The 25,997-nt window shown below is 29.5% G+C and carries 26 protein-coding genes; 25 read left to right on the top strand and 1 reads right to left on the bottom strand.

Features of this window, described 5'->3' with window-relative positions:
• The first annotated feature begins 233 nt into the window (after positions 1-233).
• The 14 genes from soxC (at position 234) to CRU95_RS01380 (ending at position 11,103) form a co-directional block, all read left to right on the top strand.
• On the top strand, positions 234-1,556 hold the full coding sequence (soxC, locus tag CRU95_RS01445) for a sulfite dehydrogenase (RefSeq protein ID WP_129099369.1): 1,323 nt from the start codon (positions 234-236) through the stop codon (positions 1,554-1,556).
• Entirely contained in the window at positions 1,537-2,625 is a 1,089-nt protein-coding gene (locus CRU95_RS01440; protein WP_129099368.1) for a c-type cytochrome, read from the top strand. Before soxC ends, CRU95_RS01440 begins: the two co-directional genes overlap by 20 nt.
• Positions 2,626-2,636: 11 nt before the next feature.
• Positions 2,637-2,993, top strand: a complete 357-nt coding sequence (gene soxX, locus CRU95_RS01435; protein ID WP_129099367.1) for a sulfur oxidation c-type cytochrome SoxX — start codon at positions 2,637-2,639, stop codon at positions 2,991-2,993.
• An 18-nt stretch (positions 2,994-3,011) separates the two neighbouring features.
• A complete protein-coding gene (gene soxY / locus CRU95_RS01430; RefSeq protein WP_129099366.1) occupies positions 3,012-3,464 on the top strand; it encodes a thiosulfate oxidation carrier protein SoxY in 453 nt (150 codons plus the stop codon).
• A 60-nt stretch (positions 3,465-3,524) separates the two neighbouring features.
• On the top strand, positions 3,525-3,824 hold the full coding sequence (gene soxZ, locus CRU95_RS01425; RefSeq protein WP_129099365.1) for a thiosulfate oxidation carrier complex protein SoxZ: 300 nt from the start codon (positions 3,525-3,527) through the stop codon (positions 3,822-3,824).
• Positions 3,825-3,869: 45 nt separating this feature from the next.
• On the top strand, positions 3,870-4,796 hold the full coding sequence (soxA, locus tag CRU95_RS01420) for a sulfur oxidation c-type cytochrome SoxA (protein ID WP_129099364.1): 927 nt from the start codon (positions 3,870-3,872) through the stop codon (positions 4,794-4,796).
• A gap of 12 nt (positions 4,797-4,808) precedes the next feature.
• Positions 4,809-5,240 carry a hypothetical protein gene (locus CRU95_RS01415; protein ID WP_129099363.1) on the top strand — a complete coding sequence of 144 codons (432 nt, stop codon included), beginning with the start codon at positions 4,809-4,811 and terminating at the stop codon, positions 5,238-5,240.
• A gap of 76 nt (positions 5,241-5,316) precedes the next feature.
• Positions 5,317-5,958 carry a rhodanese-like domain-containing protein gene (locus CRU95_RS01410; protein WP_129099362.1) on the top strand — a complete coding sequence of 214 codons (642 nt, stop codon included), beginning with the start codon at positions 5,317-5,319 and terminating at the stop codon, positions 5,956-5,958.
• A 20-nt stretch (positions 5,959-5,978) separates the two neighbouring features.
• Complete coding sequence (soxB, locus tag CRU95_RS01405; RefSeq protein WP_129099361.1) at positions 5,979-7,748, top strand: thiosulfohydrolase SoxB; 1,770 nt, start codon at positions 5,979-5,981, stop codon at positions 7,746-7,748.
• Between the two features lie 90 nt (positions 7,749-7,838).
• Positions 7,839-8,246, top strand: coding sequence for a thioredoxin family protein (locus CRU95_RS01400; protein WP_129099360.1), 408 nt, complete (start codon positions 7,839-7,841; stop codon positions 8,244-8,246).
• The gene (locus CRU95_RS01395; RefSeq protein ID WP_129099359.1) at positions 8,243-8,692 is read left to right on the top strand and encodes an MOSC domain-containing protein; all 450 of its coding nucleotides are present in this window, start codon (positions 8,243-8,245) and stop codon (positions 8,690-8,692) included. The genes CRU95_RS01400 and CRU95_RS01395 overlap by 4 nt, the downstream gene beginning before the upstream one ends.
• A 1-nt stretch (position 8,693) precedes the next feature.
• Positions 8,694-9,131, top strand: coding sequence for a DsrE family protein (locus CRU95_RS01390; RefSeq protein WP_129099358.1), 438 nt, complete (start codon positions 8,694-8,696; stop codon positions 9,129-9,131).
• Between the two features lie 23 nt (positions 9,132-9,154).
• The gene (locus CRU95_RS01385; RefSeq protein ID WP_129099357.1) at positions 9,155-9,943 is read left to right on the top strand and encodes an alpha/beta hydrolase; all 789 of its coding nucleotides are present in this window, start codon (positions 9,155-9,157) and stop codon (positions 9,941-9,943) included.
• Complete coding sequence (locus tag CRU95_RS01380) at positions 9,943-11,103, top strand: HD-GYP domain-containing protein (protein ID WP_129099356.1); 1,161 nt, start codon at positions 9,943-9,945, stop codon at positions 11,101-11,103. Before CRU95_RS01385 ends, CRU95_RS01380 begins: the two co-directional genes overlap by 1 nt.
• 23 nt (positions 11,104-11,126) lie before the next feature.
• On the opposite strand, the gene CRU95_RS01375 is transcribed toward CRU95_RS01380, so the two are convergent.
• Positions 11,127-11,975, bottom strand: a complete 849-nt coding sequence (locus CRU95_RS01375; RefSeq protein WP_164969699.1) for a universal stress protein — start codon at positions 11,973-11,975, stop codon at positions 11,127-11,129.
• A 135-nt stretch (positions 11,976-12,110) separates the two neighbouring features.
• On the opposite strand from CRU95_RS01375, the gene CRU95_RS01370 reads away from it, so the two are divergent.
• The 11 genes from CRU95_RS01370 to CRU95_RS01320 all read left to right on the top strand — a co-directional run bounded on the left by CRU95_RS01370 (position 12,111) and on the right by CRU95_RS01320 (position 25,988).
• On the top strand, positions 12,111-12,992 hold the full coding sequence (locus CRU95_RS01370; protein WP_129099354.1) for a DMT family transporter: 882 nt from the start codon (positions 12,111-12,113) through the stop codon (positions 12,990-12,992).
• Positions 12,993-13,168: 176 nt separating this feature from the next.
• Positions 13,169-13,408, top strand: coding sequence for a hypothetical protein (locus tag CRU95_RS01365; RefSeq protein ID WP_129099353.1), 240 nt, complete (start codon positions 13,169-13,171; stop codon positions 13,406-13,408).
• Positions 13,401-14,063, top strand: a complete 663-nt coding sequence (locus CRU95_RS01360) for a hypothetical protein (protein WP_129099352.1) — start codon at positions 13,401-13,403, stop codon at positions 14,061-14,063. Before CRU95_RS01365 ends, CRU95_RS01360 begins: the two co-directional genes overlap by 8 nt.
• Before the next feature lie 24 nt (positions 14,064-14,087).
• Positions 14,088-15,209: a branched-chain amino acid ABC transporter substrate-binding protein gene (locus tag CRU95_RS01355; protein ID WP_129099351.1), complete on the top strand. Its 1,122-nt coding sequence runs from the start codon at positions 14,088-14,090 to the stop codon at positions 15,207-15,209.
• An 18-nt stretch (positions 15,210-15,227) separates the two neighbouring features.
• Entirely contained in the window at positions 15,228-16,130 is a 903-nt protein-coding gene (locus CRU95_RS01350) for a branched-chain amino acid ABC transporter permease (RefSeq protein WP_129099350.1), read from the top strand.
• Positions 16,130-17,086 (top strand): branched-chain amino acid ABC transporter permease, encoded by a 957-nt coding sequence (locus CRU95_RS01345; protein ID WP_129099349.1) that lies wholly within the window; start codon positions 16,130-16,132, stop codon positions 17,084-17,086. Before CRU95_RS01350 ends, CRU95_RS01345 begins: the two co-directional genes overlap by 1 nt.
• A complete protein-coding gene (locus tag CRU95_RS01340) occupies positions 17,086-17,865 on the top strand; it encodes an ABC transporter ATP-binding protein (protein ID WP_129099348.1) in 780 nt (259 codons plus the stop codon). The genes CRU95_RS01345 and CRU95_RS01340 overlap by 1 nt, the downstream gene beginning before the upstream one ends.
• Positions 17,865-18,587: an ABC transporter ATP-binding protein gene (locus tag CRU95_RS01335; protein ID WP_129099347.1), complete on the top strand. Its 723-nt coding sequence runs from the start codon at positions 17,865-17,867 to the stop codon at positions 18,585-18,587. Before CRU95_RS01340 ends, CRU95_RS01335 begins: the two co-directional genes overlap by 1 nt.
• A 158-nt stretch (positions 18,588-18,745) precedes the next feature.
• Positions 18,746-22,312, top strand: coding sequence for a bifunctional proline dehydrogenase/L-glutamate gamma-semialdehyde dehydrogenase (locus CRU95_RS01330; RefSeq protein WP_129099346.1), 3,567 nt, complete (start codon positions 18,746-18,748; stop codon positions 22,310-22,312).
• Between the two features lie 96 nt (positions 22,313-22,408).
• Positions 22,409-24,106 carry an FMN-binding glutamate synthase family protein gene (locus CRU95_RS01325; protein WP_129099345.1) on the top strand — a complete coding sequence of 566 codons (1,698 nt, stop codon included), beginning with the start codon at positions 22,409-22,411 and terminating at the stop codon, positions 24,104-24,106.
• 13 nt (positions 24,107-24,119) lie between these two features.
• Positions 24,120-25,988, top strand: a complete 1,869-nt coding sequence (locus tag CRU95_RS01320) for a methyl-accepting chemotaxis protein (RefSeq protein ID WP_129099344.1) — start codon at positions 24,120-24,122, stop codon at positions 25,986-25,988.
• The last annotated feature ends 9 nt before the right edge of the window (positions 25,989-25,997 follow it).

The raw sequence follows: 25,997 nt of genomic DNA, 5'->3' as shown, positions 1-25,997 counted from the left end.
TAGTTGTTTTTAAGCCCGAACATAGCATTAGCATAGCATATTACATTTTTTTATGAAATTCCACAAAAATAATTGACATAGCAATAAAAATGAGCAATAATATGAGAAGTATTATATAACTAAAAGTTATATAATTATTATTTATGATATGTATAAGGTTAGGTAATTTTATTTATAAATTTTGTTTATAGATAATTATTATTTATACTTGATAATTATATTAAGGAGTATGAATGACAACTAAGACTGACAGTTTAGAAAAAATTCCATTTGAAAAAGATGATAAAATAAGTAGAAGGAATTTTTTTAAAAAAACTGCTATATATTCTGCTAGTGCAATTACTGCTGCTAATATTTTGGCTCCAGTTAAACTTAAAGCTGATGATTTGAATATAGTTAATCAAGTGGAGTGGGGAACAAAATTAGGGGATAGACTTGATAAAAATCTTTATGGTTTTCCTTCACCATATGAACATAATAATATTAGAAGAATTCATGATTTATTATCTTCAGGTGATAGGTATGCAACAGTTTCAATGTCACCATTGCATCAACAAGAAGGAATAATCACTCCAAACGGTTTATTTTTTTGTAGAAGTCATAGTGGTATTGCACAAGTTGATCCAAGTAAATATAGACTTATGCTCCATGGTCTTCTTGAAAAACCATTGGTTTTAACTTTAGAGCAATTAAAAAGATATCCAAGTGAGTCAAGAATATATTTTATTGAGTGTCCTGCCAATGGTTCTACTGGATGGAGAGGACCACAATTTAATAATTTACAATTTGTAAAAGGTATGATGAGTAGTGCCGAATGGACAGGGGTAAGATTATCTGTTATATTAGAAGATTTAGGTTTAAAACCCGAAGCACAATGGATGTTAGCTGAAGGAAGTGATGATTCTGAGATGGCAAGAAGTATTCCTATTGAAAAAGTTTTAGATGATGCAATGATTGTTTGGGGGCAAAATGGTGAGCCTTTAAGACCAGAGCAGGGTTATCCTGTGAGATTATTAGTTCCAGGTTGGGAAGGAAATCTAAATGTAAAATGGTTAAAAAGACTTAAGTTCGATAGTAAACCATGGCACTCAAAAGAAGAAACTTCAAAATATACAATGTTACAACCAAGTGGTAAGGCAATTGAATTTTTCTGGCCAATGGAAGTAAATTCAATAATAACTTCTCCATGTCCTGAGGTTCCTTGGACTGATTTAAAAATAGGTGATAAAGTAGAAATTACTGGTATCGCTTGGTCTGGAAGAGGGACCATTAAAACTGTTGACATTTCTTTAGATGGAGGTAAAAACTGGGTAGAAGCTTATTTTAAAGGATTGATACTCCCTAAGTCTTGGACAAGATTTTCTTATATTATAACTTGGGATGGAAATCCGAAAGTTTTACTAAGTAGGGCAATTGATGATTCTGGACATATTCAACCTTCTATTGATAAATTAGTATCAAAAGTTGGGGTTGAAGGAATTTATCATAGAAATCCTATCGTAGGTTGGGAAGTTACATCAAAAGGAGTAGTTAATAATGTTCACATTAGAAGTTAAAAAAACATTAATAGGCTTAAGTTTAGCAACTGCAGTAATTTTAACAGGATGTGTAGAATTAGATACTCCAAGTTCTGATTCTACTACTTTAAAAAAGAATGTTGATGGTGCAGTTATTTATCCAGTTGTTAATAATAAATATACTCAATATCATGTAAATCCTCAAGATGAAAGTGGATTTTCTAAATATGGAAGAACTCCAAGTGCAAATGAAATAAAAGCATGGAATGTTGATATTAAACCGGATAATAAAGATTTACCCGAAGGTGAGGGTTCAGTTTCTCAAGGTGAAGAGCTTTATGATTCTCAATGTGCTGTTTGTCATGGTGATTTTGGTGTGGGTGGAAAAGGTTATCCTCCATTACAAGGTGGAATGGGAACTTTAAAATACCAACTAGGATTAACGGGTAATGAAGCTCCACGAAAAACTATTGGTTCTTATTGGCCATATGCTAGTACACTATTTTGGTATATAAAAACGGCTATGCCCTTTCCAGCACCAAAAAGTTTAAGTAATGATGAAGTTTATGCTATCACTGCTTATTTATTATCAGTTAATGATATTAAAGTTAGTGGAAAAGAAATGGATGATGAATTTATTTTAGGTAAACATAACTTTAATGGTATTAAAATGAACAATACGGATGGCTTTTATCCTGTTAGTCCAGACAGACATGACTTAAAAGAGCAAAGACCCCCTTTAGCACAAGGGGAGAGATGTATGTCAAACTGTATACAACCAGAACCTGTTCATATAAAACAAAATATTACAGGCTTTGTTCCACCAATTTCTACAGAAAAGTCTTTACCTGAAGAAAAAGGAAAAGAAAAATCTGTGGCACAAACTGTTTATGAAACTTCTTGTAGTACTTGTCATAGTAATGAAGCTATAGGTGCTCCATTACTTGGAGACAAAGAAGCTTGGACAAATGTTATGAAAAAAGGTATGGAAGCTGTTTATAAAAATGCTATCAATGGAATAAATTCAATGCCTCCAAAAGGTGGTACTGACTTATCTGATGAAAAGTTTAAAGCAGTTGTTGACTATATGGTTAACTCAAGTAAATAAAAGGAGAATAGATGAAATTAATTAGAAATTTTTTAATGGCATCAGCTGTTACTGGTATACTTGCTTCAAGTGTACTTGCTAATGCTGATTTAGTAGCACAAGGTGAAAAAATCTTTAATACTAAGAATTTAGGAAATTGTTTAGCCTGTCATGCTGTTAATGGTAAAAATATTGATGGACCAGGGAGTATGGGGCCGAAATTGACTGGATTATCTTATTGGGATGATAAAACACTTTACGATACAGTATTTGACATTTATAGTGCAAGGGGATTAACAAATACATCAATGCCAGCATTTGGAAAAGCTGGGTGGTTAAGTGATACTCAAATAAAAGCAGTAGTTGCTTATTTAAAAACAATTAATTAGTATTTAAAAGGAAATAACATGAATAGAAGAAATTTTTTAAGTTTAGGATTTGGTGCCGTTGCTGTAGCTTCTTTCGCACCAAGTACATTAAGTGCAGTTGATTTTAGAAAAACGCTACCTAAAGCATGGACTGCTGTTAAATTAGATGAGGGGATTAAAGAAGTTTTTGGAACAAGTTCAACTACTGAAGGAAAAGTTAAACTTAAAGCTCCTGATATTGCAGAAAATGGGGCGGTAATTCCTGTAACAGTTTCTTCAAAACTAGCTGGTTCAAAAGTTGCAATATTTCAAGATGCAAATCCTGAAACAACAGTTGCTGTATTTACTGTACCAGAAGGTGGTATTATTGACTATTCAATTAGAATAAAATTAGCTAAAACAGGAACTGTTAAAGCTGTTGTAGAATCTGGTGGAAAATTATATTCTGCTTCTAAAGAAGTTAAAGTAACTATTGGTGGATGTGGTGGGTGATTTTATTCCAACTACACAAATAATAAATAAAAAAATATAAAAAGATTCAAAGGAATTAAAATGGCTAAAACTAGAATAAAAGCAAAAGAGAAAAACGGTATAGTTACTGTAAAAGCTATGGCTAAACATGAAATGTTAAGTTATATAGAAGCAAAAAATGCTAAAAAAGAGGTGAATTTTATTACTAATATTACAGCAACTTCAAATGGAAAAGTTGTATATGAAGTATCAACAAGTCAATTTTTATCTAAAAATCCATATGTTAAATTTATGTTTAAAGGTAAAGCAGGGGATGATTTGACTTTTACATGGATTGATTTAAAAGGTAAAACACAAACTGATACAGTTGAGATTAAATAATAACTACTCTTCTGAGTAGTTATCAAAAATGACAAGGAGATATAAATGTTATTAAAAATTGCAAAAACTACAGCTTTAGTTGCTTTAACTGTTGGTACATTTCAAAGTACTTTAAGTGCAACAAGTTTTTCTGCACAAGCTGAGAAAGATAGAATAGAATTAGTTAAATATTTTGAAACTAAATTTAAAGATCCATTACAAAATAGAGCAGAATTCTTTCCTTATGCAACTGATGATGAGCTGGAACATGGAATTGCAAAAAATTTGAAGTTTCAAGATTTTGCAAAAGGAAATTACTCTTATAATATCGATGGAAAAGCTCAATATGAAGACTTAAGAGAAATGCCACCTTATGATTATGATATAGATGCAGGTGAAGTATTGTGGAATAAGGCATTTGCAAATGGTAAATCATTTTCAACATGTTTTGGAACTCCTGATGCTTTATCTAAATATCCATATTTTGATGATGCAAGAAATCAAGTTGTTACACTAACACAAGCTGTTAATGAATGTCTAACTTCAAATGGTGAAAAAGCATGGAATACAAAAAAAGGTGATATGGCTAAACTTCAGGCTTATATGGCAAAATCGGCTCAAGATGAAGATAAAATTATTGATGTAAAAATTGATAGCCAAGCTGCAGCTGATGCATATGAAAGAGGTAAAGAATATTATTATACACAAAGAGGTTACTTAAAACTTAATTGTGCTGAATGTCATGTGACTGGATCAGGTAAAAGAGTTAGAAATGAAAAGTTATCTCCATTTTTAGGACAAGTTACTCATTTCCCAGTTTATAGATTAAAATGGAAAGGCGTAGGAACTTTAGAGCGAAGAATGTCTGGATGTATTAAAGATCAAGGACAAGTTCCACCAGGTGATACAAGTAAAGATATGAAAGAGTTGCTATTCTTTATGTCATACATGTCAAATGGTATGAAATTAGATGGTCCAGATATAAGAAAGTAGGAGGTATTTACTATGAAAAAATTAACAACATTAATTGTAATGGCAAGTATTGCTGCAATATTAGGCGGTTGTACATCTGAACCAAGTATTGCAACAGCTACAAAAATAGACTTAAACAGTGTTTGTAGTGTTGAAAAAAGTGGAATTGAGAGTGTTATTAAAACAGCTGCTACTTATAATCCTATTGCACAAGCAAATGGCTTAGAATTTAGAAGATTAGATGTTAATAATAGTGCTTTAATTACTTCAGTAGAAGAAGCAATTAAAACAGGTGCAAAAGAAGTTAATCCTAAAGATTTTAAAGGAAAACCTTCTAAAACTGTATTAGATACAAATTTTGCAGCAGAGAGAGCTTGTAGATTTGCAATCGTTCCTTTAATGGAATCAGTTGAAGCTAAATCAACTTGGAGAAAAGCTGTTCCAGGTGATGGACTTAAATATTAATTCTCAAATAAATTAAGTCAAGTTTTTCTTGACTTTTTTTAGTATTCTCATTTAATTAATAACAAAGGAATGTAGTATGACAATTTTAAAAAAAATAACTATTGCTACACTAGTTTCAACTATGTGTATAAGTTCGGTATTTGCAGAAAGTGTTGTGCCTATTTCAAAGGGTGTAAAATCTATTGAGATGAATTTAAATGGTGAAAAATTTACTCTAATGAGAAATCAAACTGTTGGAAATAAAATTACATCACTTTATAATAGAACAGATAATGGAGTGCCTCAACCGATGATTTTATCAGAAGGGGTAGAGACTTTGGGAGAGTTAGAACTTATTGATTATATGAAAAAAGCACAAACTGATAAAAGTATTGCAATTATTGATACAAGAACTCCAGGATGGTTTGTAAGATTAAGAATACCAGGAGCTGTAAATGTTCCATATACAAATTTTAATGAAAAAGAAAGTGCAATTGAGATGATGGAAGATGAAATGGGAGTTGTTCAAAAAGATAATGGGACACTTGATTTTTCAAATGCAAAAACTTTGGCTTTATATTGTAATGGATATTGGTGTGGACAAACTCCTGCAATGGTAAATAATGCAAAATATTCATTATTGAAAATGGGCTATCCAGCTTCAAAAATCAAATACTATAGAGGTGGAATGCAAGCATGGACTTCTTTAGGATTCACTGTAATTGGTGATGGTAAATAAATATATAAAGGGTGGGGTATATGAGTAAGCTAAGTAGAAGAGAATTTGTTTATATGATGGCAGTATTAGGTGCTGCTCCTGTATTTGCTAATTCTCACACAAGAATGACAAATACAAATAAGTTAGAAGATTATTATAAGTTAAAACCATTTGGGAATACTAGACTTCTTCATTTGACAGATTGTCATGCACAATTAGTACCTGTATATTTTAGAGAACCAAGTGTAAATCTTGGTTTTTTTGATAATTTAGGTAAACCACCACATATAGTAGGTGAAAAATTTTTAGATTACTATGGAATAAAAGATAATCCAAGATTAGAATATGCTTACACATGTGTTAATTTTGAAAAACATGCGAAAGCTATGGGAAGAACAGGTGGTTTTGCTCAAATAAAAACTGTTGTTGACTTTTTGAAAAATAGTTTTGGGGCTGATAAAACTCTTTTATTAGATGGTGGCGATACTTGGCAAGGTTCATGGACAGCTTTACAAACAAGAGGTAAAGATATGGTTGGTGCTATGAATTTACTTGGTGTTGATATTGCTGTTGGGCATTGGGAGTTTACTTATACTGCTAAAGAAGTATTAGAAAATGTAAAACTTCTAAATGCAGAGTTCCTTGCTCAAAATGTAAAAGTAAAAGAAGATGCTTTATTTAATGGTACGGCAGAAGCTTATGATGAAGATAAAGGTTATGCTTTTAAACCATATACAATCAAAGAGATTAATGGTTCAAGAGTTGCTATTATTGGACAAGCTTTTCCTTATACAACGATTGCAAATCCTCAAAGATTTATTCCTGATTGGACTTTTTCTATTAATAAAGATGGAATGCAAGAGTTAGTTAATGAAATAAAAGAGAGCGAAAAACCAGATGCAGTAATTGTATTATCTCATAATGGTTATGATACAGACAGAAAAATGGCACAAGTTTGTACAGGGATTGACTTTATTATGGGTGGACATACTCATGATGGTGTTCCTGAAGCTGTTCCTGTTAAAAATAAAGAAGGTACAACTTATGTTTGTAACGCAGGAAGTAATGGTAAGTTCTTAAATGTTTTAGATTTAGATATTCAAAATGGTAAAATTAAAGATTTCAAATTTACTTTATTACCTATTTTTTCTGATTTGATTCCAGAAGATAAACAGATGAAAAAATATATCGAAGATGTAAGAGCTCCATTTAAAAAAGAGTTAACTAGAGAAATTGCAACTACTGATGAAACTCTATTTAGAAGAGGAAATTTTAATGGTTCTTGGGATCAAATTATTTGTGATGCATTAGTTGATGTAAAAGATGCTGAGATAGCACTATCTCCTGGATTTAGATGGGGAACATCTGTTATGCCTGGTCAAGCAATTACTTTTGATGATTTAGCTACTCAAACTGCTATGACTTATCCTGAAACTTATAGAAGAGGAATCACAGGAAAAGATATTAAAGCTATTTTAGAAGATGTTGCTGATAACTTGTTTAATCCAGATCCATTCTATCAACAAGGTGGTGATATGGTAAGAACAGGTGGAATCTCTTATAAAATCAATCCTACAGCCCAAATGGGTAATAGAATTTCAGATATTACACTTACAAGAAATGGTGAAAAACTTCAAGCAGGTAAAGAGTACCAAGTTGCTGGTTGGTCAACTGTTGGTGCTAAATCACCAGGTGAGCCAGTATGGGAAACAGTTGAAACATATTTAAATAGTGTAAAACATGTGAAAAACTTAAAAATTGATACTCCCGATATCATAGGAATAAAAGGCAATCCTGGAATTGTTTCATAAAAATTGAAAAAGTACAGTTAAACTGTACTTTTCTCAATTTAAAATAGAGTTATTGAACTCTATTTTAAATTAAGAAATTAGGAAGTTCCAATGATACTTAGACTTTTGATATTTTTTATTTTTTTATTCACTTCAAATTTATTAGCAGAAAATATATCCAAAAATAATTATGATGAAAATAAGATTTTAAAAGAAGTAAAAAAATCGGATAAAAAAATACTTGTATTTATTTCAAGGGATGATTGCCCATATTGTGAAATAATGAAAGAAAAAGTTTTTCCAACAGTAGAAGTTAAAAATATAATAGATAATAATTTCATATTTTTAGAAGTTAATATTGACCATGCTTCTTTACCTTTTGGATTAGATAAAAATTTTCAAGGAATGACTCCTACTTTTTATTTTATCTCAAAGAATAAAAAAATACTAAATAGATATTTAGGTGCTTGGACAAAAAAAGATTTTATATTTATTTTAAATGAGAATATTAAAAAATGAAGAAAATAGGGAAAGTAATTGGTACTTTTAGTGCAACAAAAGAATCAAAAAGTAGTACTCCAAGACCGAAAGTGGAAAGTTTAAATCTTATAAAAGATTTTGGTATTGAAAATGATAAGTTTGCACAAAAAGATTTGGATAAAACCGTTATGATTTTGGGATTAAATAGTTATGAAATATCATTTCAAAATGGTGTTAATTTAAAGTTTGGTAGTTTAGGCGAAAATATCATTTTTGATTTTAATCCACATATTTTACCCATAGGAACAGTTTTGCAAATAGGGGAGTGTCAAATCCAAATAATGCAAAAATGTACGATGTGTGATCATTTGAGTATTTTCCACAAACGATTACCCAAAATTGTAAAAGATTGTAGAGGATTGTATTGTAAAATATTAAAAAATGGTACAATTAAAATAGACTTTGATGTATATATAAAGGAGTAATATGAAAAAAATTATTTTAGTAGTTTTATTAACTGTTTTTTCTTATGCAAATTCAACTTTTAGCGATCCTCAACCTACTTTTGATAAGCCTAGAAAAGTAGTATTTCAAATATATAATTCTGATTTGGTTGTTGTTAATAATAATTTAAATGGAATTTATAATATTTTAAAAGAGTATCCAAGTGATACTGTAAAAATAGCAGTAGTTGTATATGGAAATGGAATGAGGGCATTAAAAAAGGATTATGATAAAAAAACATTGATAAGAATATCATCATTGATGGAATATGATGTAGAGTTTATAGGTTGTAAAAATACTATGGAAAGTATGCATTGGAAAGAAGATGATTTTATTGATGATGTAAGTTATGTTCAAGCTGGAATAGTAGAGTTGATTGAAAGAAAAATTGCTGGATATGTTGGAGTTCTAGCATACTAATAAAATAAAAGGGGGATAGAAAAATGAAGAATAAAGTTTTTATATTTATAAGTTTGATTTTTTTAACTTTAAATTTATATGGACAAAAAGTAAGTCATGAAGAGTGCTTAGAAAAAGGTGATAATTATATATTTGCAGGTGGAGAGTGTATTCAATATTTTAAAAGTAATGGTGATAGAGGTGGTTATTTAAATATAATTGTTCATGGTACTTGGCCAGATGGTACAAATACATTAGGTAGATATTCTACTTTTGCTGAAACTCTTACTTTAAATACAGATATTACAACAGTTGCTGTTGCTCTTCCTGGGTATTCAGAATCTTCTACAAATAATTTTACAGCATTAGCCCATGAAGGTGTTAAAAATTTAGCTGCAAAAGAAGAATATATAAAGTTTTTGGGTGAGTTAATAAGTGAATTAAAAGATAGATTTGAAGCCAAAACAATAACCTACATTGGTCACAGTGCTGGAGCAATGATGGGAGCAACTCTTACAGGTATTGAACCAAAATTGATAAATAATGCTGTTTTAGTTGGTGGAAGATATGATATTCATGAAGAAGATAAATCTCCTGGGTTGATTTCGATGGTTGATGTTATCAATAAAGTTAGTAAAAAAACTAAGTTTATATTGATTTATGGAGAAAATGATAAGATCTCACCTCCTGAAATTACAAAAAATTTTTATAAACTAGCTATAAAAAAAGGTCTTGATGCGAAACTTGTAGAAGTAAAAAAAGGAGTGCATTTAGACTTAGATATGACGGATACTTCTCTGGAAGCTATTACAAAACTTCTTGAAGAAGAATAATGGATAAAAAAAGAGAAATTAGTTTTAATCTTAATAATTTTTTATTGGCAGTATCTTTTAGTTTAGATTATTTGAGAAAAGATAAGTACTCAAATAGTTTAAACTATTCAAAAAGAATTGCATATATTGCTTTAAATATAGCAAAAGAATTAGAGTTCACTCCTGAAGAGATGAGTGATTTATGTTCTTTTTCTTTGGTTCATTCAATAGGTTTACTTAATATTTCACATGTATCAAAAGAGTATTGTGAATCTTCTAATAAAATTGCAATAAAATTGCCTTTTTTAGATGAAAAAAAAGAAGATATTTTAAAATATCAAAATGAATATTATGACGGAAGTGGTTTTTTTGGATTAAAAGCTCAAGAAATACCACTATTTTCACAAATTTTATCTATTGCTATTGCTATTGAAAATAGATTTAATCTTTCAACTATTAAAGTTCAAGATAGAAATAATGTTTTAAATTTCATTGAGAATAGTAAAAATGAACTTTTTTCTGAAGAGTTAGCAGAAATATTTTTAAAAATATCTCAAAAAACTAGTTTTTGGCTTGATTTACAAAATGAAAATGAAATATTATTTTTTATCTTTACTAATTTACATGATTTTACAACTATTTTAACGTATGAAGAGTTATTTAAAATCACTTCTTCTTTTTATTTGATAGATAATATAGATTCCAAATTGCTCATTAATTTGGAAAAAATGCTTGATTTTTATAATTTTGAATATAAAGATAAATTTACACTACTTATTGCTGCATCTTTATGTAATATTGGAAAACTATGTGTGCCTTCTTCAATTATTAAGAAAAAAGCCAAGTTGGAAGTTTGGGAATATGAAGAGATAAAATCTTATCCATACTATACAAAAAAAGTATTATCAAATATTATGGGCTTTTCAGAGATAGCTTCTTGGGCATCTAAAGTGCAAGAAAAACCAAATGGAAAAGGTTATCCATTTGGTTTAAAAGGTAAAGATTTAAGTTTAAAAGATAGACTGCTAGAAGTAATTGTTAGTTTTTCTGCTTTAACTTCTAATAAAACTTATAGAAATGCATATAATAAAGAAGAAGCAATAGAAATATTGAAAAATAGTGCAAAAAAAGATGATAGTTATGATTTGTCTATTATTGAAGATTTAAAAAAAGTTTTATAAAGAAGGAATTAAAACCTTCTTTATTAATGTGCCATAAATATTGGAATATCACTATTTTTTAACATATATTTAGTTGTTCCCCCAAACATTAATTCTTTTAAGCCTCTATGTCCAAATGCACCTGCAACTATCAAATCAAATTTACCATCTTTTGCATATTTTAAAAGTGCTTGTCCTGGTGTTTTTGTAGTTTTAACAATTTCATAACTTGTATCAATACCATGATCTTCTAAATAGTTTTGTAATTTTGAAACTTGATTTAAATCTTTTCCATACTTCTTAGATGAAATTATATGTACTTTTTTTGCATTTTTTAATAAAGGTATAGACTCAGATACTGCTCTTGCAGCTTCTGGTGAATTATTCCAACCAATTAATATCTTTTCAGCACTAAATTTTTTCATCTTTCTTGGGAACATTAAAGCAGGTTTCCCACTTTTTGTAACAGCTGTTTCAAATGTAGCTGTTATTCTAGATTCATGTGGAGTTGAAACTATTACTAAATCACAATATTTAGACTCTTCTTCCACTAATTTACTCCTAAATCCTTCTCCTGTTATAATAGTAGCTGTTGCTGCATTCTTTTTAGATTTTGATGAAGATGAACTTCCAACTTTTTTAATTTCTTCTTTAAAAATAGTTTCATGTTCATTTATCTCTTCTTTTAATCTATCTTTTGTCATTGCATTTAACTCTTTTAGTACAGTATCTGGTAAACTATTATCAAACTTCATTATTTGACTTGGTCTTGCTTGAGATTTAAAGATTTCCAAATGAGCATTAAAGTATTTTCCTATTAGTAATGCTCCATGAATTCTAGATCTAAGTTCTCCACCTCCCCCAAGAGGGAAAAATATTCTTTTATATTCCATCATCATTCCTTTTGTATATTTTTACATATAGATTCTAACACAAATACATCAAAATTAAAAGTGCAGAATTTAATTATATTAAATTTTCTGTTTGTATTTAAGATATATTATATTAATAGATGTTAGAATTGGTAAATGTATAAAAATAATTTAACTTCAGCATACAAATATGCACTTATTTCTGTTTTTTTATGGTCAACTGTTGCAACAGCATTTAAAGTATCCTTATCTTATTTAACCCCAGAAGCACTTGTGTTATATGCATCAACTACATCATTAATTGTACTTTTTGTTATATTAGTTATTGAAAAAAAATTACCTTTAGTTATTGTTCATATAAAAAATAATTCTTTATTAATAGTTGTTTTAGGTACAATTAATCCTTTTTTATATTATTTAGTACTATTTAAAGCTTATGATCTCTTACCTGCACAAGAAGCACAATCTATAAATTATACATGGGCTTTAATGTTATCTTTATTATCAGTTCCTTTTTTAAAACATAAATTAAGTAAATATGACATAATTGCTGGAATAATTTGTTATTTTGGTGTTTTAATAATTGCTACAAAAGGTGCACCTTTTAGTTTAAATTTCTCAAATATCGAGGGATTGATACTAGCACTTGCCAGTACTGTTCTTTGGTCTTTGTATTGGATATTTAATACAAAATCTAAATCTGACTCTACAGTAAGTTTATTTTGTAACTTTTTATTTTCTTTTCCACTGATAATTATTTATTTTATTTATACTCAACCTTTAACATTACCTGATATTTCAGGCTTATTAAGTGCAATTTATGTAGGACTATTTGAAATGGGAATTACATTTTTATTTTGGTTAAAAGCTATGCAAAGTACTATAAATACTTCTAAAATTGCGAATTTAATTTTTATTTCACCATTTTTGTCTTTAATCTTTATTTACTTTATATTAGGGGAGCCAATTTTGTTATCTACAATAGTAGGATTAATATTAATAATTTTTGGTCTTATTTTTCAACAAAAACTCAAATAATTCTCTCTAAAATAGCATTAACATAGCAATTCTCATTATTATTTAAAATTGTATAAAAAATATACAGTTTTTAGTGAAATCTTAAGTTTAATTTAATTTTTCGCATGCAATAATTTATAACTATAATTTAGTAGTACCTTTTATACTACTAAAAAAGAAATATAAAAAGAGAAAAGATGGCTAAGCAAAAAAACAATAGAACAATAATAAAGAATGTAATAAATAAACATACTAATAGCTCAAAAAAAGAGATTTCACAACTAACAATTAAGATTGATAAAAAATTGGATCAAGCCTTAGTTGTTTTATCAACTCAACTTAGCATATCAAAAAACAGACTTATTGAAGATATTTTATATGAAAGTGGTATTTTAGAAGAAGTGGATGAAAATTTTGTAGGAATAAAAAATGACTAATTTTCCTTTACAAGTTGATGTTATAAATGCTGTTATAAGTGGTATTTACATTGCTAAAAAGAACTATTCATTTTGGACAGCAGATGAGTTATATTTATCTTATGCACCACCAAAGTTTTTATCAATTCATGTTTCTCAAGAAATTGCTAAATTAGAAAATGCACCAGAAATTTATATAGATGCAACAGTTGCAGATATATTAAGGTGTTCATTACCAAAAAGAGATGATTTTAGAAGCTTTATGAAAGAAAAATATTTAACACAAGATATTTTATCTTTAACACTTGATGAAAGATTTGAACATAAATCAGATAATGATTCTATATCAAGAGTAATTATGAGTATAAAAAATGGTGTACGAAATGTTCAAGAAGAGTATAAAAGTGAAATTGAAAAAATGTGCAAAATGTTAGATAGAGATAAAATAGAGGACTCAACTTTAGATTATGGCCTTTTTGCATTTTATTTAGATATTTCAAATAGTGCAAGAAAAAAGACACAAAAAAGACTTGATGAAATCATTGAAACATTTGATAATATAGTAAGTGATTATAATAATTTAAAATCTTATTTTAAAGGAGGAGAGATACACGTTGTTCAAAACATCGGAGAATGGTGTGTGGGTTGCTATGTAATTGAACCTGCTTTAAAATAGATTTATCAAAAAAAAGGAGAATGAATGAAATTAACAAAAATTGCTAGTGCATTAGCACTTAGTGCTGCTGTTTCAACACTATTGTTTGCAGCTGATACAGTTAAGATTGGTGTACAAGCGCCAATTACAGGACAATATGCTAATGAAGGTCAAAGTATAGAAAACTTTGTAAGACTTATTGCAGATGAAAAAAATGCAGAAGGTGGGCTTTTAGGTAAACAAATCGAAGTTATTACTTGTGATGATGAAGCAAAAGCTCAAAAAGCTGCTGTTTGTGCTAAAAAATTAACTAATGCAGGTGTTATTGCTGTAATTGGTTCTTATACTTCAGGTGCTACAGAAGCTGCTCAAACTACATATTATAGAAAAAATGTTTTACAAACTTCTGATGGTACAAGTGATTCTTTAATTGCTAAAAAATATTGGACTTTCTTTAGAAACTCTTTTCCAAACTCTTCTCAAAGTGATTTTACAGCAGAGTATATGGTGAAAACTAAAAAATACAAAAAAATTGTAGTTTTATCTGATTATTCTTCTTACTCAGAAGGACTTGGTGACGCAACTGAAGCTTCAATCAAAGCTATTGGTGGAAATGTTATTTATAGAGGGAAAATTAAATCTGGAACTCAAAACTTTTCAGCAATCTTAACAAAAATAAAAGAAATGAACCCAGATGTAATTTATTATTCAGGTTATTATACTGATGGTGGATTATTAAGAGCTCAACAAAAACAATTACAAATAGATGCAGATTTTGTTGGTGGTGATTCAAATGATAACCCTGATTTCTATAAATTAGCAGGTAAAGCAGCTGCTGGAACAGTTTTAATTAACTTCCCCACACCTGAAATTTTACCATACCCTGAAGCTAAAAAATATCTTGCAGCTTACAAAGCTAGATTTAAAATGGATCCTCCATCAATTTGGCCAGTAACTAATGCAGATGGTTTAAGAGCAGTTATTGAAGGTGTTGAAAAAACAAAATCTTTTGACACCAAAAAAATTGCTGAATACATTAGATCTATGAAAGATTTTCCAGGAATTACTGGACCATTTAATATTAGAGAAGATGGTGAGAGAGTTGGTGCTAAATTTGTTGTTTACAAAATGAAAAATGATGGTACAAAACAAGTTGTTACTGAATAATAATGAGGTTTTAAAATAATGGATACTCTTCTTCAACAGTTAATTAATGGTTTAACAGTAGGAAGTCTGTATGCATTAGTAGCATTAGGTTATACAATGGTTTACGGTGTGATGAAGTTAATCAACTTCGCACACGGTGACCTTGTTGCCTTTTCTGCTTATGTAGGACTTACTTTGTTTACACAGTTTTATGGTTCAAATGCATTGACGTTAGTGAATATTGTTATAGTATTTACTTTAACAGCAATCGTTGTGGCTTTTGTAGGTGTTCTTCTTGAGCGTCTAGCCTATAGACCTTTAAGAACGGCACCAAGATTAAGTGCAGTTGTTTCTGCTCTTGGTGCATCACTTGTAATACAAAATGCAATAATGTTAATTTGGGGACCAAATATGGAAATATTCCCAGCAAATGTATTCCCTGCTACTTCATGGAATTTTGGTGGAGTTATAATTTCATTTACTCAATTGGTAATCTTAGCATTATCAGGTGTGTTAATGGTTGCACTTTATCTTTTCATCAATAAAACAAAAATGGGAACAGCCATTAGAGCAACTGCTATAGATCAAGATGCTGCAAAGCTTATGGGTATCAATGTTAATAGAGTAATTATGACTATTTTTATAATAGGGTCTATGTTAGGTGCTATTGGTGGTTTATTTATTGGGCTTTACTATAGAGGTTTGACATTTGACATGGGATGGCTTTATGGTTTAAATGCATTTATTGCAGCAATTATTGGTGGTATTGGGAGTATTCCAGGAGCTATGCTTGGTGGATTATTACTTGGATTATTTAATGCACTAATATCAGGATATATTTCAACAGAATGGGCAGAGACATTTACATTTATTTTATTAATTATAATTTTAATTGTAAAACCAACTGGACTTCTTGGTGAAAACACAGCGGAGAAAGTATAATGAATAGAACTACAATTATTGCTACTTTATTTTTAGTAGTTATGGCAGTTTTCCCATTTTTAGTTGATTCTGCTTGGTTAAGTATTGGTATTACATTTTTAGTATTTGCCGTTGTTGCCTTCTCTCAAGATATTATTCTTGGTCGTGCTGGTGTATTTAATATGGGACATGCAATTTTCTTTGGGATGGGTGCATATACAACAGCTATTTTAAATGTACATTTTGGGCTTGAAATTATTGAAACTATTCCTTTTGCAATTTTAGTTCCAGTTGTTTTTTCAGTTTTACTTGCTGGTCCAATTATCCATTTAAGAGGTGATTATTTACTTGTTGCAACTATTGGATTTAATATCATATTTGAACAAGTATTATCTAATGATGTATTTGGGTTAACTGGTGGTCCTAATGGTATTTTTGGAATTGATTTCTTTAGGGTTTTTGGATATGAAATAACTAGTGATACGGGTGTTTATTATATCGCCTTTGCTTTATTAATTGTTACTTTATTAATAATTAGAAATCTAGATACATCAAGATATGGAAGAGCTTTATATTATATAAACAAAAATGAAATTGCAGCAAAATCTATGGGAATAAATATCTCATATTATAAACTTTTTGCTTTTGCTTTAGGTGCTGCTATTGCAGGTGCTGCTGGATGTGTTTTTGCTATTCAGTATTCAGCTGTAAGTCCTGAATCATTTAACTTTATGCAATCAGTTATGTTCTTTGCAATCGTTTTAGTTGGTGGATCTGCTTCACTTCCTGGAATTATTATTGGAACATTTGTTATGTTTGTATTACCTGAACTATTTACAGAGTTTAAAGAATCAAGATACTTAATTTTTGGTGCCGCTATGGTTCTTACTATGATTTTAAGACCAAATGGTGTATGGCCTGCAACTTTTGGAAATATTCCAAATTTTCTTAAAAAGAAAGCTAGGGAGGCAAAATAATGAAATATGTATTAGAAATAGAAAATGTTTCAAAGTTTTTCCATGGATTAGTTGCAATTGATGATTTAACTATTAAAGTAAAGCCTGGTCAAATATATGGAATTATTGGTCCTAATGGTGCTGGTAAAACTACACTTTTTAACTGTGTAACAGGTATCTATACTCCTGAGCAAGGAAGTATAAAATATAAAGGTGAGAATATTACAGGAATGGAGCCACATAAAATTGCCCAAAGGGGAGTTTTAAGAACATTCCAAAATATTAGACTTTTTAAAGAGATGAGTGTTGCAGAGAATATTATTGCGGGATGTCATACAAAATCAAAACAAAAATGGTATCACGCTATTGTTCATACACCTTTTTATCGAACAGATGAAAAGAAACAATGGGAAAAAGTTGGAGAACTTATGGACTTTTTTGGTTTAACAAAATATGCTAAAACTCCTGCGGGAGATTTATCTTATGGAAATCAAAGAAAAATTGAAATGGCAAGAGCACTTGCGGCTGAACCTGAGCTTTTAATCTTAGATGAACCAGCAGCCGGACTTAATGAAAATGAGACCATAGAACTTACTAACATAATTTTGAAAATAAAAGAAATGGGTCTTGGAATTATGATGATTGAACATGATATGGATATGGTTATGAAGTTAACTGATTATATCACTGTTATCAACTTTGGAAAAGAGATTTCACAAGGTCTTCCATCATTCGTACAAGATGATCCAAAAGTTATTGAAGCTTATATTGGAACAGATGATGATGAGGAGGATGAATAATGGTAAATAATGAAATATTACTAGAAGTTAGAGATCTTCATGTGTCATATGGAGCAATATCTGCTATTAAAGGTATAGATTTAAAAGTATTAAAAGGGGAAGTTGTAACAATTCTTGGTGCTAATGGTGCTGGTAAAACTACAACTTTAAGAACAATTTCTGGACTTTTGAAACCAAAATCAGGGAATATTATTTTTGATAAAAATGATATTACAAAATGTGAAGCACATGATATTGTATCACTTGGTATGTCTCACTCACCAGAAGGAAGAAGAGTTTTTGGAACATTAACTGTTGAAGAAAATCTTATGATGGGTGCATATACATTAAAAGGACATGATAAAGAGACTTTGGATTGGATTTATGATATTTTACCAAGACTTAAAGAAAGAAAAAAACAGCTTGCTGGAACTTTAAGTGGTGGCGAGCAACAGATGCTTGCAATTGGTAGAGCAATTATGAGTAAACCCAAACTTTTAATTTTGGATGAACCTTCATTAGGTTTAGCACCAATTTTAATTAAAGCGATTTTTAAAGCTATAAAAGAGATTGCCTTAAATGGTGTTACAGTTTTATTAGTTGAACAAAATGCAAAAGCAGCTCTTAAATTAGCAGATAGAGCATATGTACTAGAAGTTGGGAAAATCACACACGAAGGTACAGCGGAAGAACTATTAAATTCTAAGACTATACAAGAAGCTTACTTGGGTAAAAAGCATTAATATGCGACATAAACGTAGATTGCAATCAAAAGTACAAGATTTACATAAAGGCCAGGGAATCCTTAATTAAAGTAGCAAGTTAGTAGTTGAGCACAATTAATAATGTGCTCAAAACTACTCAAAATTAATTAAAAAACAATAAATTTTAAGGACAATAAATGAAAAATGAAACAGAAATTGTAGAATCAGCAGTTAAACTAGCTGAAAAATGGCAAAATAGAGCAACAGAACTTGTTAGCGATTGGGATAGAGAATTTTATGTAAAAATGAATAAAATGCTTGATCATCCAAAAGATAAAGCTCTTTTAATAGAATTAATGGATCAATGTTTTAGATGTGATTCAAATGCAAGAGTCGCTGATCAAATTATTTTCTTATTAGAAAAGCATGGGATGGCTCACTTTTTTACAACAAAAGATAAGACACTTTTATGGTTATTCCAAAACTTTGGAAAATTTTTACCAAACTTATCTGTTCCTATGTTTGTAAATCAAATAAGAGAAGATACTAAGACAGTAGTTATTAAAGGAGAAGAAGAGCCTTTTAATAAACACTTAATTATGAGAAAAGAAGAGGGTACTAGAGTCAATATTAACCTTATTGGTGAAGTTGTTCTTGGTGAAGAAGAAGCAAGTGAGAGAATGGAAAAATATTTAAAAGCTTTATCTAATCCAAATATTGACTATATTTCTATTAAGATATCAACTATTTATTCTCAAATCAGTCCTTTGAATTTTGAGCACACAGTTGAAGTGCTTGTTGAAAAATTAACTAAAATATATGAACAAGCAATTAAGTATCCTTACATAGCTCCAGATGGAACTAAATCAAATAAATTTATAAATCTTGATATGGAAGAGTATAGGGATTTAGCTATTACAGTTGAAGTATTCAAAAGAACATTGGATAAACCACAGTTTAAAGATTTTTATGCTGGTATTGTATTACAAGCATATATTCCTGATTCATTTTTGGTACAAAAAGACTTATTAGCTTGGGCTAAAAAAAGAGTAGAAAATGGTGGATCTCCTATGAAGTTTAGACTTGTAAAAGGTGCTAATATGGAGATGGAAGAAACTGAAGCTAGCCAAAAACATTGGGAAATGGTTACATATACAGATAAAAGTGATACAGATTCAAATTATAAAAGAATGGCTAGATTTGCATTACAACCAGATAATGCTCCATTTATGCATATAGGAACTGCTTCTCATAACTTATTTGAATTAGCATTTGCTACAACATTAGCTCAAGAAAATAAAACAAGCGAATATCATACTTTAGAGATGTTAGAAGGTATGAGTGAAGCTGCAAGATTAGCAATTAGAGAAATTTCTAAATCTGTTATTTTATATGCACCAACTGCTGCAAAAGAACAATTCACAAATGCAATTGCATATTTAGTGAGAAGACTTGATGAAAATACAGGTCCAAATAACTTTATTAGATACTCTTTTGGTCTTACAGTTGGTTCAAAAGATTGGAATATGCAAAAAGAATTATTTTTAAAATCTTTTGAAAATGAAAAAACTTCATTTGTAGGTGCTCATAGAACACAAAATAGACTTACAGAAAAATGGGATGATTTTTCACTCTCATCATATGATACAAAAGAGTATCATGCTGAAGCTGATACAGATTTCGTATTAGCAGCTAATCAAGAGTGGGCTAGAAATATTATTAAAAAATGGCAATTTTCTAAAGATACAGAACACAAAATTACTCCAATAGTTGTTGGGGGAGTTGATATTTCAGAAGATAGAAAAGTAGTAGATGCAATTGATAAATCTCAAATTAAAGATGGTGTTTTAGCAGGTAAATTTGCAAATGCAAATGCTGATGATCTTAAAAAAGCTGTAGAAGTTGCAAAGGCTGACAAAGATGGTTGGAGAAGTTTAACTCATGAACAAAGACATGCTGCACTTAAACTTGTAGCTATAAAGGTGAGAGAGAGAAGAGATGATTTAATCGGTGTTGCTGCTGCTGAAGTTGGTAAAGTATTTACTGAAACAGATGTTGAAGTTTCTGAAGCGGTTGATTTCTTAGAATTTTATCCATATAGTACACATTATTTTGAAAAATATCAAAACTTAGAGTTTTCAGGAAAAGGTGTAGGGGTTGTAATTCCACCATGGAATTTCCCAGTTGCTATTCCTTTAGGTGGAGTTGCTTCATCTTTAGCTGCCGGAAATACAGTTATTATTAAACCAGCATCAGCTGCAGCATTAACAGCATATGAGATGTGTAAATGTTTTTGGGATGCTGGTATTTCTAAAAATGTTCTTCAATTTGTTCCTTGTCCAGGTGCACTTGCAGGTGAGCATTTAATTGCTAATAAAGATGTTGATTTTGTTATTTTAACAGGTGGTGAAGATACAGCTGCTGCTATGTTAAAAACTAGACCTGATTTATTATTGACTGCTGAAACTGGTGGTAAAGATGCAACAATTGTAACAAATATGGCTGATAGAGAACAAGCTGTTAAAAATGTTTGTCAAAGTGCATTTGCAAACTCAGGTCAAAAATGTTCTGCAACATCACTTTTAGTATTAGAAGAAGAAGTTTATAATGATGAAGGTTTCAAAAAAGCATTAATTGATACAGCTAAATCTATGAGTGTAGGTTCTGTTTGGGATTTAAAAAATAGAATTGGAACTTTAGCAAATCCTGTATCTGGAAATCTTAAAAAAGCAATTAGTGAATTAGAAGGTAAAGAAGAGTGGTTAGTTGCTCCTGAATATGCAGAAGGTAATGAGTATATGTTAAAACCAGCAATTAAATGGGGCGTAGAGGAGGGTAACTTTATTCATATGAATGAGTTATTTGGACCAGTTCTTGCCGTTGTTAAAGCAAAAGATTTAGCACATGCTGTAAAAATTGTAAATGATACAGGTTATGGATTGACTTCTGGTATTGAATCTCTTGATGAAAGAGAAGTTTCTTATTGGAAAGCAAATCTTAAAGCTGGTAACCTTTATGTAAATAGAGGAACAACTGGTGCGATTGTTCTGCGACAACCATTTGGTGGTATGGGTAAATCTGCAATTGGAGCAGGAAGAAAAGTTGGTATTTTCAACTATGTTACTCAATTTGTTAATTTTACTGAAAAATCAAATCCAACTGTTAGTAAAAAATATAACTCTGATTTAGTTAAATTTATTGATTCTTGTAAATCAAAAGGTGAAAATAAAGAAGAGTTCGAAAAATTAGCAGTTGCTGTTCAATCATATTATGAAAATTATGAAAATGAATTTAGCAAAGCAAAAGATTATTGTGAAGTAAGAGGTGAAGATAATCACTTTAGATATTTACCATTGGATAAAGTTGTAATTAGAGTAAGCTCTGATGATACAATTTTTGAAGTAGTATCTAGAATCTTAGCAGCAAGAATTTCAAATGTAAGCTTTACTGTTTCAATTAATGGTAATGATACTATTAAAGACTTCTTAGCTAAATCAGCTATTCTATTAGGAACAAATAAAGTTGTTGAAGAAGATGATAAATCTTTTGCAAATACAATAAAAGATTATCAAAGAGTTATTTACTCAAATATTAGTAAAGTTCCTTCTTCAATTTTTGAAGCTGCATCAAAATCTCTTACATATATAGTAAGACAAGCTCCAATGATGGAAGGAAGACTAGAACTTCTTAACTATTTCATTGAGCAATCAATCTCTCACTCTTTCCATAGATATGGAAATATTGGTGCAAGAGGTTTAAAATAAGAAGGAATTTTCCTTCTTATTGCCACTTTTAATTTTAACCCCACTTTTATACATTTCGTGATGTTAAAGCCCTAAAAAATATAATAGGAATTATATATGGAAACTTGGTTTATAGTATTAGTAGTTTTTGGTTTAGGTATATTTATGTGGTATGTCCATGATAAATATGTTCAAAGAACACATCAAATTTTAGTTAATTATCCAATTGTTGGCCGTTTGAGATTTGTTTTCCAAGAGTTTAGAGAACCTTTTAGACAATATTTTGGTGATGAAAAATTTTATGAATCAATGGATAAACTAGATTGGGTATATAGTGCTTCAAGGGATAAAGTCAATTTTGCATCTTTTTCACCTTCTCAGCCATTACCTAAACCAAAATTTATGTTAAGACACACGAACATTGTATTAAATGAAGATGAAATTGATAATGAGTTTTCAGTTACATTTGGTGAAAATAGAGAAAAACCCTTTGTGGCAAATTCGATTTTAGGTCGTGGGCCGATGAGTGATGGGTCTATTTCTCCTGAGGGGACTAGAGCTTTTGTTTATGGAGCAAAAGATGGTGATTTTCCAATAAATTCAGGTGAGGGTGGATTGACTTCAAACTTTTTCGTAACACATTATAATTATGATACAAAGTATATGAAAGAAGTTACTGGTAATGCTTTACAGCATAAGATTTTTAGATTATCGAAAATCTTATTCAATGAACCAGTAGCTATTGATTTTTATAGAAGAGGTCTATTTAAAAAGGACTTAGAAGCAGATACTTATGTTTTTAATAAAGATAAAGAGTGTTTTTTTAGACCTAATTGGGAGGCACCTATTGAAGCTTTCCCAAATGAAGTACCTGAAGATATGCCAGATATTATTTTACAAATAAGTTCAGGTTTATATGGTGTTAGATCAAGAGATGGAAAGTTTGATAAAGAGCGTTATAAAAAACAAATGAGTTTTTGTAAAATGACTGAGATAAAAATTGCTCAAGGTGCTAAACAAACAGGTGGTAAATTAATCGCTGAAAAAGTAACTCCTTCAATTGCTTATTATAGGAATATTGAAGCACACAAAGATGCTTTTTCTCCTAATAGATTTCCTTATGCTAATACTACTGAAGAGTTATTTGATTTTATAGGTGAACTACAAGAAGCATCAAAAAAACCAGTAGGAATAAAAATAGTTATTTCTGATTATGACAATATAGTTCCAATTGCAAAAGAGATAAAAAGAAGAGAAGAGTTAGGTTTACCTTATCCTGATTATATCTCTATTGATGGTGGAAGTGGAGGTAGTGCTACTGCACCATTAGATATGATGGAAAGAATTGGTATGGATATTAGAGATGCTTTATACTTAGTAGATAAAGTTTTAAAAGATTATGAAGTTAGAGACAAAGTTAAATTATCAGCAAGTGGTAAAATCTTGACTCCGGATGATGTAATAATTACACTTTGTTTAGGTGCTGATTTTGTACAAATTGCCCGAGGCTTTATGATGAGTGCAGGGTGTATTCGTGCAAGATATTGTTCAGGTGCTGGAGAACATCAATGTCCTGTTGGATTAGCAACACAAGACATTAAAAAAAGAAAGCATTATTTTGTAAAAAAACATGCTAGTAATGTTAAAAACTATCATAAAAATATTTTAAAAAGTATGAAAAGTTTACTTGCAGTAATGGGATTGAAAAATGTCAATCAACTAAATAAAGATAAATTAATTTTCTTAGATAAAGATTCAATTATTCATGATGATATGGATGCTTTATTTGAGAGAAGAATATTAATCAAAAAATAAGAAGGAAATTTTTATGTTTGGACTAAAAAATCTAAAAATTGGTTCTAAAGTTCTAATTGCACCAAGTATTGCTTTACTATTTTTATTAACATTAGCAATATTTGCAAATAACTCTTTAACTTCAAATAAAAATACATTAAAAGAAATAGTTGAAGTGAAGTTTGAACTTTATCAAACAAGTAGTAAGTTTTTGGCTGATATTGAGTTATATAATGGAATTTTATACAAAGTTTTTAATTATGTAACTGGTGCATATGATGAACCAGAAATCAATGCAGAAATAAAAAAACTAAATGATATTAGAACAGTAGTTGATGAAGATTATAAAAAACTATTAAAATCAGTTGTACATGATGAAAAAATAAAAAAATTAATTAAAGATATTGATGTTAATTTAAAAGATTATAATGGACAAATTACTGATGCAATGAATGATGTTATGAATATTTACTTAGATAAAATTTTAGAGAGTGATATTCCTTTTACTAAAATTTCTAAAGATTTAAATAGTATCAATGAATTTGCATATAAACAAAATAATTTAAGTTATGAATTGGCTTTAAAGAAGATAGAAAAGACTAGATATACTCTATATACACTTGTTGCTGTGGTTATAAGTTTATTATTTTTTATTATTATTGGAGTTACTAATTCAATTAAAAAGCCTCTTGTTATATTTCAAGATGGATTATTAGATTTTTTCCAATATTTAAATCAAGAAAAAAGTGATGCAAAAGAGATTCAATTAAATTCTTCTGATGAGTTAGGAACTATGGCTAAGATTATAAATAATAGTATTACAAAAACAAAAATTACTATTGAAAAAGATAGAGTATTAGTTGATAGTGCAATTCATTGTGCAAATGAGGCAAAAAAAGGTATTTTAGATGTATCTATTAGTGGAGATACTCCAAATCCTACTTTACATGAATTGAAAGAAGTTATTAACCAAATGCTTTTTGTAGTAAAAGAGAATATTCAAAATGCAATGAATGTATTATCTTCTTATACAAATTATGATTATAGAGCTAAAATAGATACAACTCATATGGAAGGTGATTTAAAAGCACTTTGTGATGATATAAATAATTTAGGGCTTGCAATAACGACTATGTTAATTGAAAATAAAAAGATGGGAGTAGATTTATCAACAAATGCACATAAATTGTCAAAAGGTGTAGATAGCTTAACTATTTCAGCAAATAACCAAGCTGCATCATTAGAAGAATCTGCTGCTGCAATTGAAGAGATAACATCAAATATGAAAAATAGTTCAAATAATATAGTACAAATGAACACTTATGCAAATGAAGTTTCCAATTCAGTAACACAAGGCGAAGAGTTAGCTTCAAGAACAGCTTCTTCTATGGATAAAATAAATGAACAAACTCAATCAATAGCAGAAGCAATTACAATAATTGATCAAATAGCATTTCAAACAAATATTTTAAGTCTTAATGCAGCAGTTGAAGCAGCAACTGCTGGTGAAGCTGGGAAAGGCTTTGCTGTAGTTGCGCAAGAGGTTAGAAATCTAGCTTCAAGAAGTGCTGAAGCAGCACATGAAATAAAAGAGTTGGTTGAAAATGCAACAGAAAAAACAAATGAAGGTAAAAAAATATCAACTGATATGATAAATGGATATGAAAGATTAAATAAAAATATTCATAATACCTTATCTCTTATTTCAGAAGTTTCGAATGCTTCAAAAGAACAATTTAGTGCGATGGAACAAATTAATAGTACGATTAACAAATTAGATCAAGTAACTCAACAAAATGCAGTTGTTGCATCTGAGGCTAATCATGTAGCTAATGAAGTAAATAAAATAGCAGAGAAAGTTGTAGAAAATACAAATAAAAAAGAATTTCACGAAGAAATTTGATATTTGTAT

Source organism: Arcobacter sp. F2176 (assembly GCF_004116465.1).
GTDB lineage: Bacteria > Campylobacterota > Campylobacteria > Campylobacterales > Arcobacteraceae > Arcobacter > Arcobacter siniprincipis.
This window is presented reverse-complemented; position numbering and strand designations above follow the sequence as displayed.

Bases quoted from the DNA above. Each gene is read 5' to 3' on its own strand.
- soxC (WP_129099369.1), top strand. From the start codon at position 234: ATGACAACTAAGACTGACAGTTTAGAAAAAATTCCATTTGAAAAAGAT.
- CRU95_RS01440 (WP_129099368.1), top strand. From the start codon at position 1,537: ATGTTCACATTAGAAGTTAAAAAAACATTAATAGGCTTAAGTTTAGCA.
- soxX (WP_129099367.1), top strand. From the start codon at position 2,637: ATGAAATTAATTAGAAATTTTTTAATGGCATCAGCTGTTACTGGTATA.
- soxY (WP_129099366.1), top strand. From the start codon at position 3,012: ATGAATAGAAGAAATTTTTTAAGTTTAGGATTTGGTGCCGTTGCTGTA.
- soxZ (WP_129099365.1), top strand. From the start codon at position 3,525: ATGGCTAAAACTAGAATAAAAGCAAAAGAGAAAAACGGTATAGTTACT.
- soxA (WP_129099364.1), top strand. From the start codon at position 3,870: ATGTTATTAAAAATTGCAAAAACTACAGCTTTAGTTGCTTTAACTGTT.
- CRU95_RS01415 (WP_129099363.1), top strand. From the start codon at position 4,809: ATGAAAAAATTAACAACATTAATTGTAATGGCAAGTATTGCTGCAATA.
- CRU95_RS01410 (WP_129099362.1), top strand. From the start codon at position 5,317: ATGACAATTTTAAAAAAAATAACTATTGCTACACTAGTTTCAACTATG.
- soxB (WP_129099361.1), top strand. From the start codon at position 5,979: ATGAGTAAGCTAAGTAGAAGAGAATTTGTTTATATGATGGCAGTATTA.
- CRU95_RS01400 (WP_129099360.1), top strand. From the start codon at position 7,839: ATGATACTTAGACTTTTGATATTTTTTATTTTTTTATTCACTTCAAAT.
- CRU95_RS01395 (WP_129099359.1), top strand. From the start codon at position 8,243: ATGAAGAAAATAGGGAAAGTAATTGGTACTTTTAGTGCAACAAAAGAA.
- CRU95_RS01390 (WP_129099358.1), top strand. From the start codon at position 8,694: ATGAAAAAAATTATTTTAGTAGTTTTATTAACTGTTTTTTCTTATGCA.
- CRU95_RS01385 (WP_129099357.1), top strand. From the start codon at position 9,155: ATGAAGAATAAAGTTTTTATATTTATAAGTTTGATTTTTTTAACTTTA.
- CRU95_RS01380 (WP_129099356.1), top strand. From the start codon at position 9,943: ATGGATAAAAAAAGAGAAATTAGTTTTAATCTTAATAATTTTTTATTG.
- CRU95_RS01375 (WP_164969699.1), bottom strand. From the start codon at position 11,975: ATGGAATATAAAAGAATATTTTTCCCTCTTGGGGGAGGTGGAGAACTT.
- CRU95_RS01370 (WP_129099354.1), top strand. From the start codon at position 12,111: ATGTATAAAAATAATTTAACTTCAGCATACAAATATGCACTTATTTCT.
- CRU95_RS01365 (WP_129099353.1), top strand. From the start codon at position 13,169: ATGGCTAAGCAAAAAAACAATAGAACAATAATAAAGAATGTAATAAAT.
- CRU95_RS01360 (WP_129099352.1), top strand. From the start codon at position 13,401: ATGACTAATTTTCCTTTACAAGTTGATGTTATAAATGCTGTTATAAGT.
- CRU95_RS01355 (WP_129099351.1), top strand. From the start codon at position 14,088: ATGAAATTAACAAAAATTGCTAGTGCATTAGCACTTAGTGCTGCTGTT.
- CRU95_RS01350 (WP_129099350.1), top strand. From the start codon at position 15,228: ATGGATACTCTTCTTCAACAGTTAATTAATGGTTTAACAGTAGGAAGT.
- CRU95_RS01345 (WP_129099349.1), top strand. From the start codon at position 16,130: ATGAATAGAACTACAATTATTGCTACTTTATTTTTAGTAGTTATGGCA.
- CRU95_RS01340 (WP_129099348.1), top strand. From the start codon at position 17,086: ATGAAATATGTATTAGAAATAGAAAATGTTTCAAAGTTTTTCCATGGA.
- CRU95_RS01335 (WP_129099347.1), top strand. From the start codon at position 17,865: ATGGTAAATAATGAAATATTACTAGAAGTTAGAGATCTTCATGTGTCA.
- CRU95_RS01330 (WP_129099346.1), top strand. From the start codon at position 18,746: ATGAAAAATGAAACAGAAATTGTAGAATCAGCAGTTAAACTAGCTGAA.
- CRU95_RS01325 (WP_129099345.1), top strand. From the start codon at position 22,409: ATGGAAACTTGGTTTATAGTATTAGTAGTTTTTGGTTTAGGTATATTT.
- CRU95_RS01320 (WP_129099344.1), top strand. From the start codon at position 24,120: ATGTTTGGACTAAAAAATCTAAAAATTGGTTCTAAAGTTCTAATTGCA.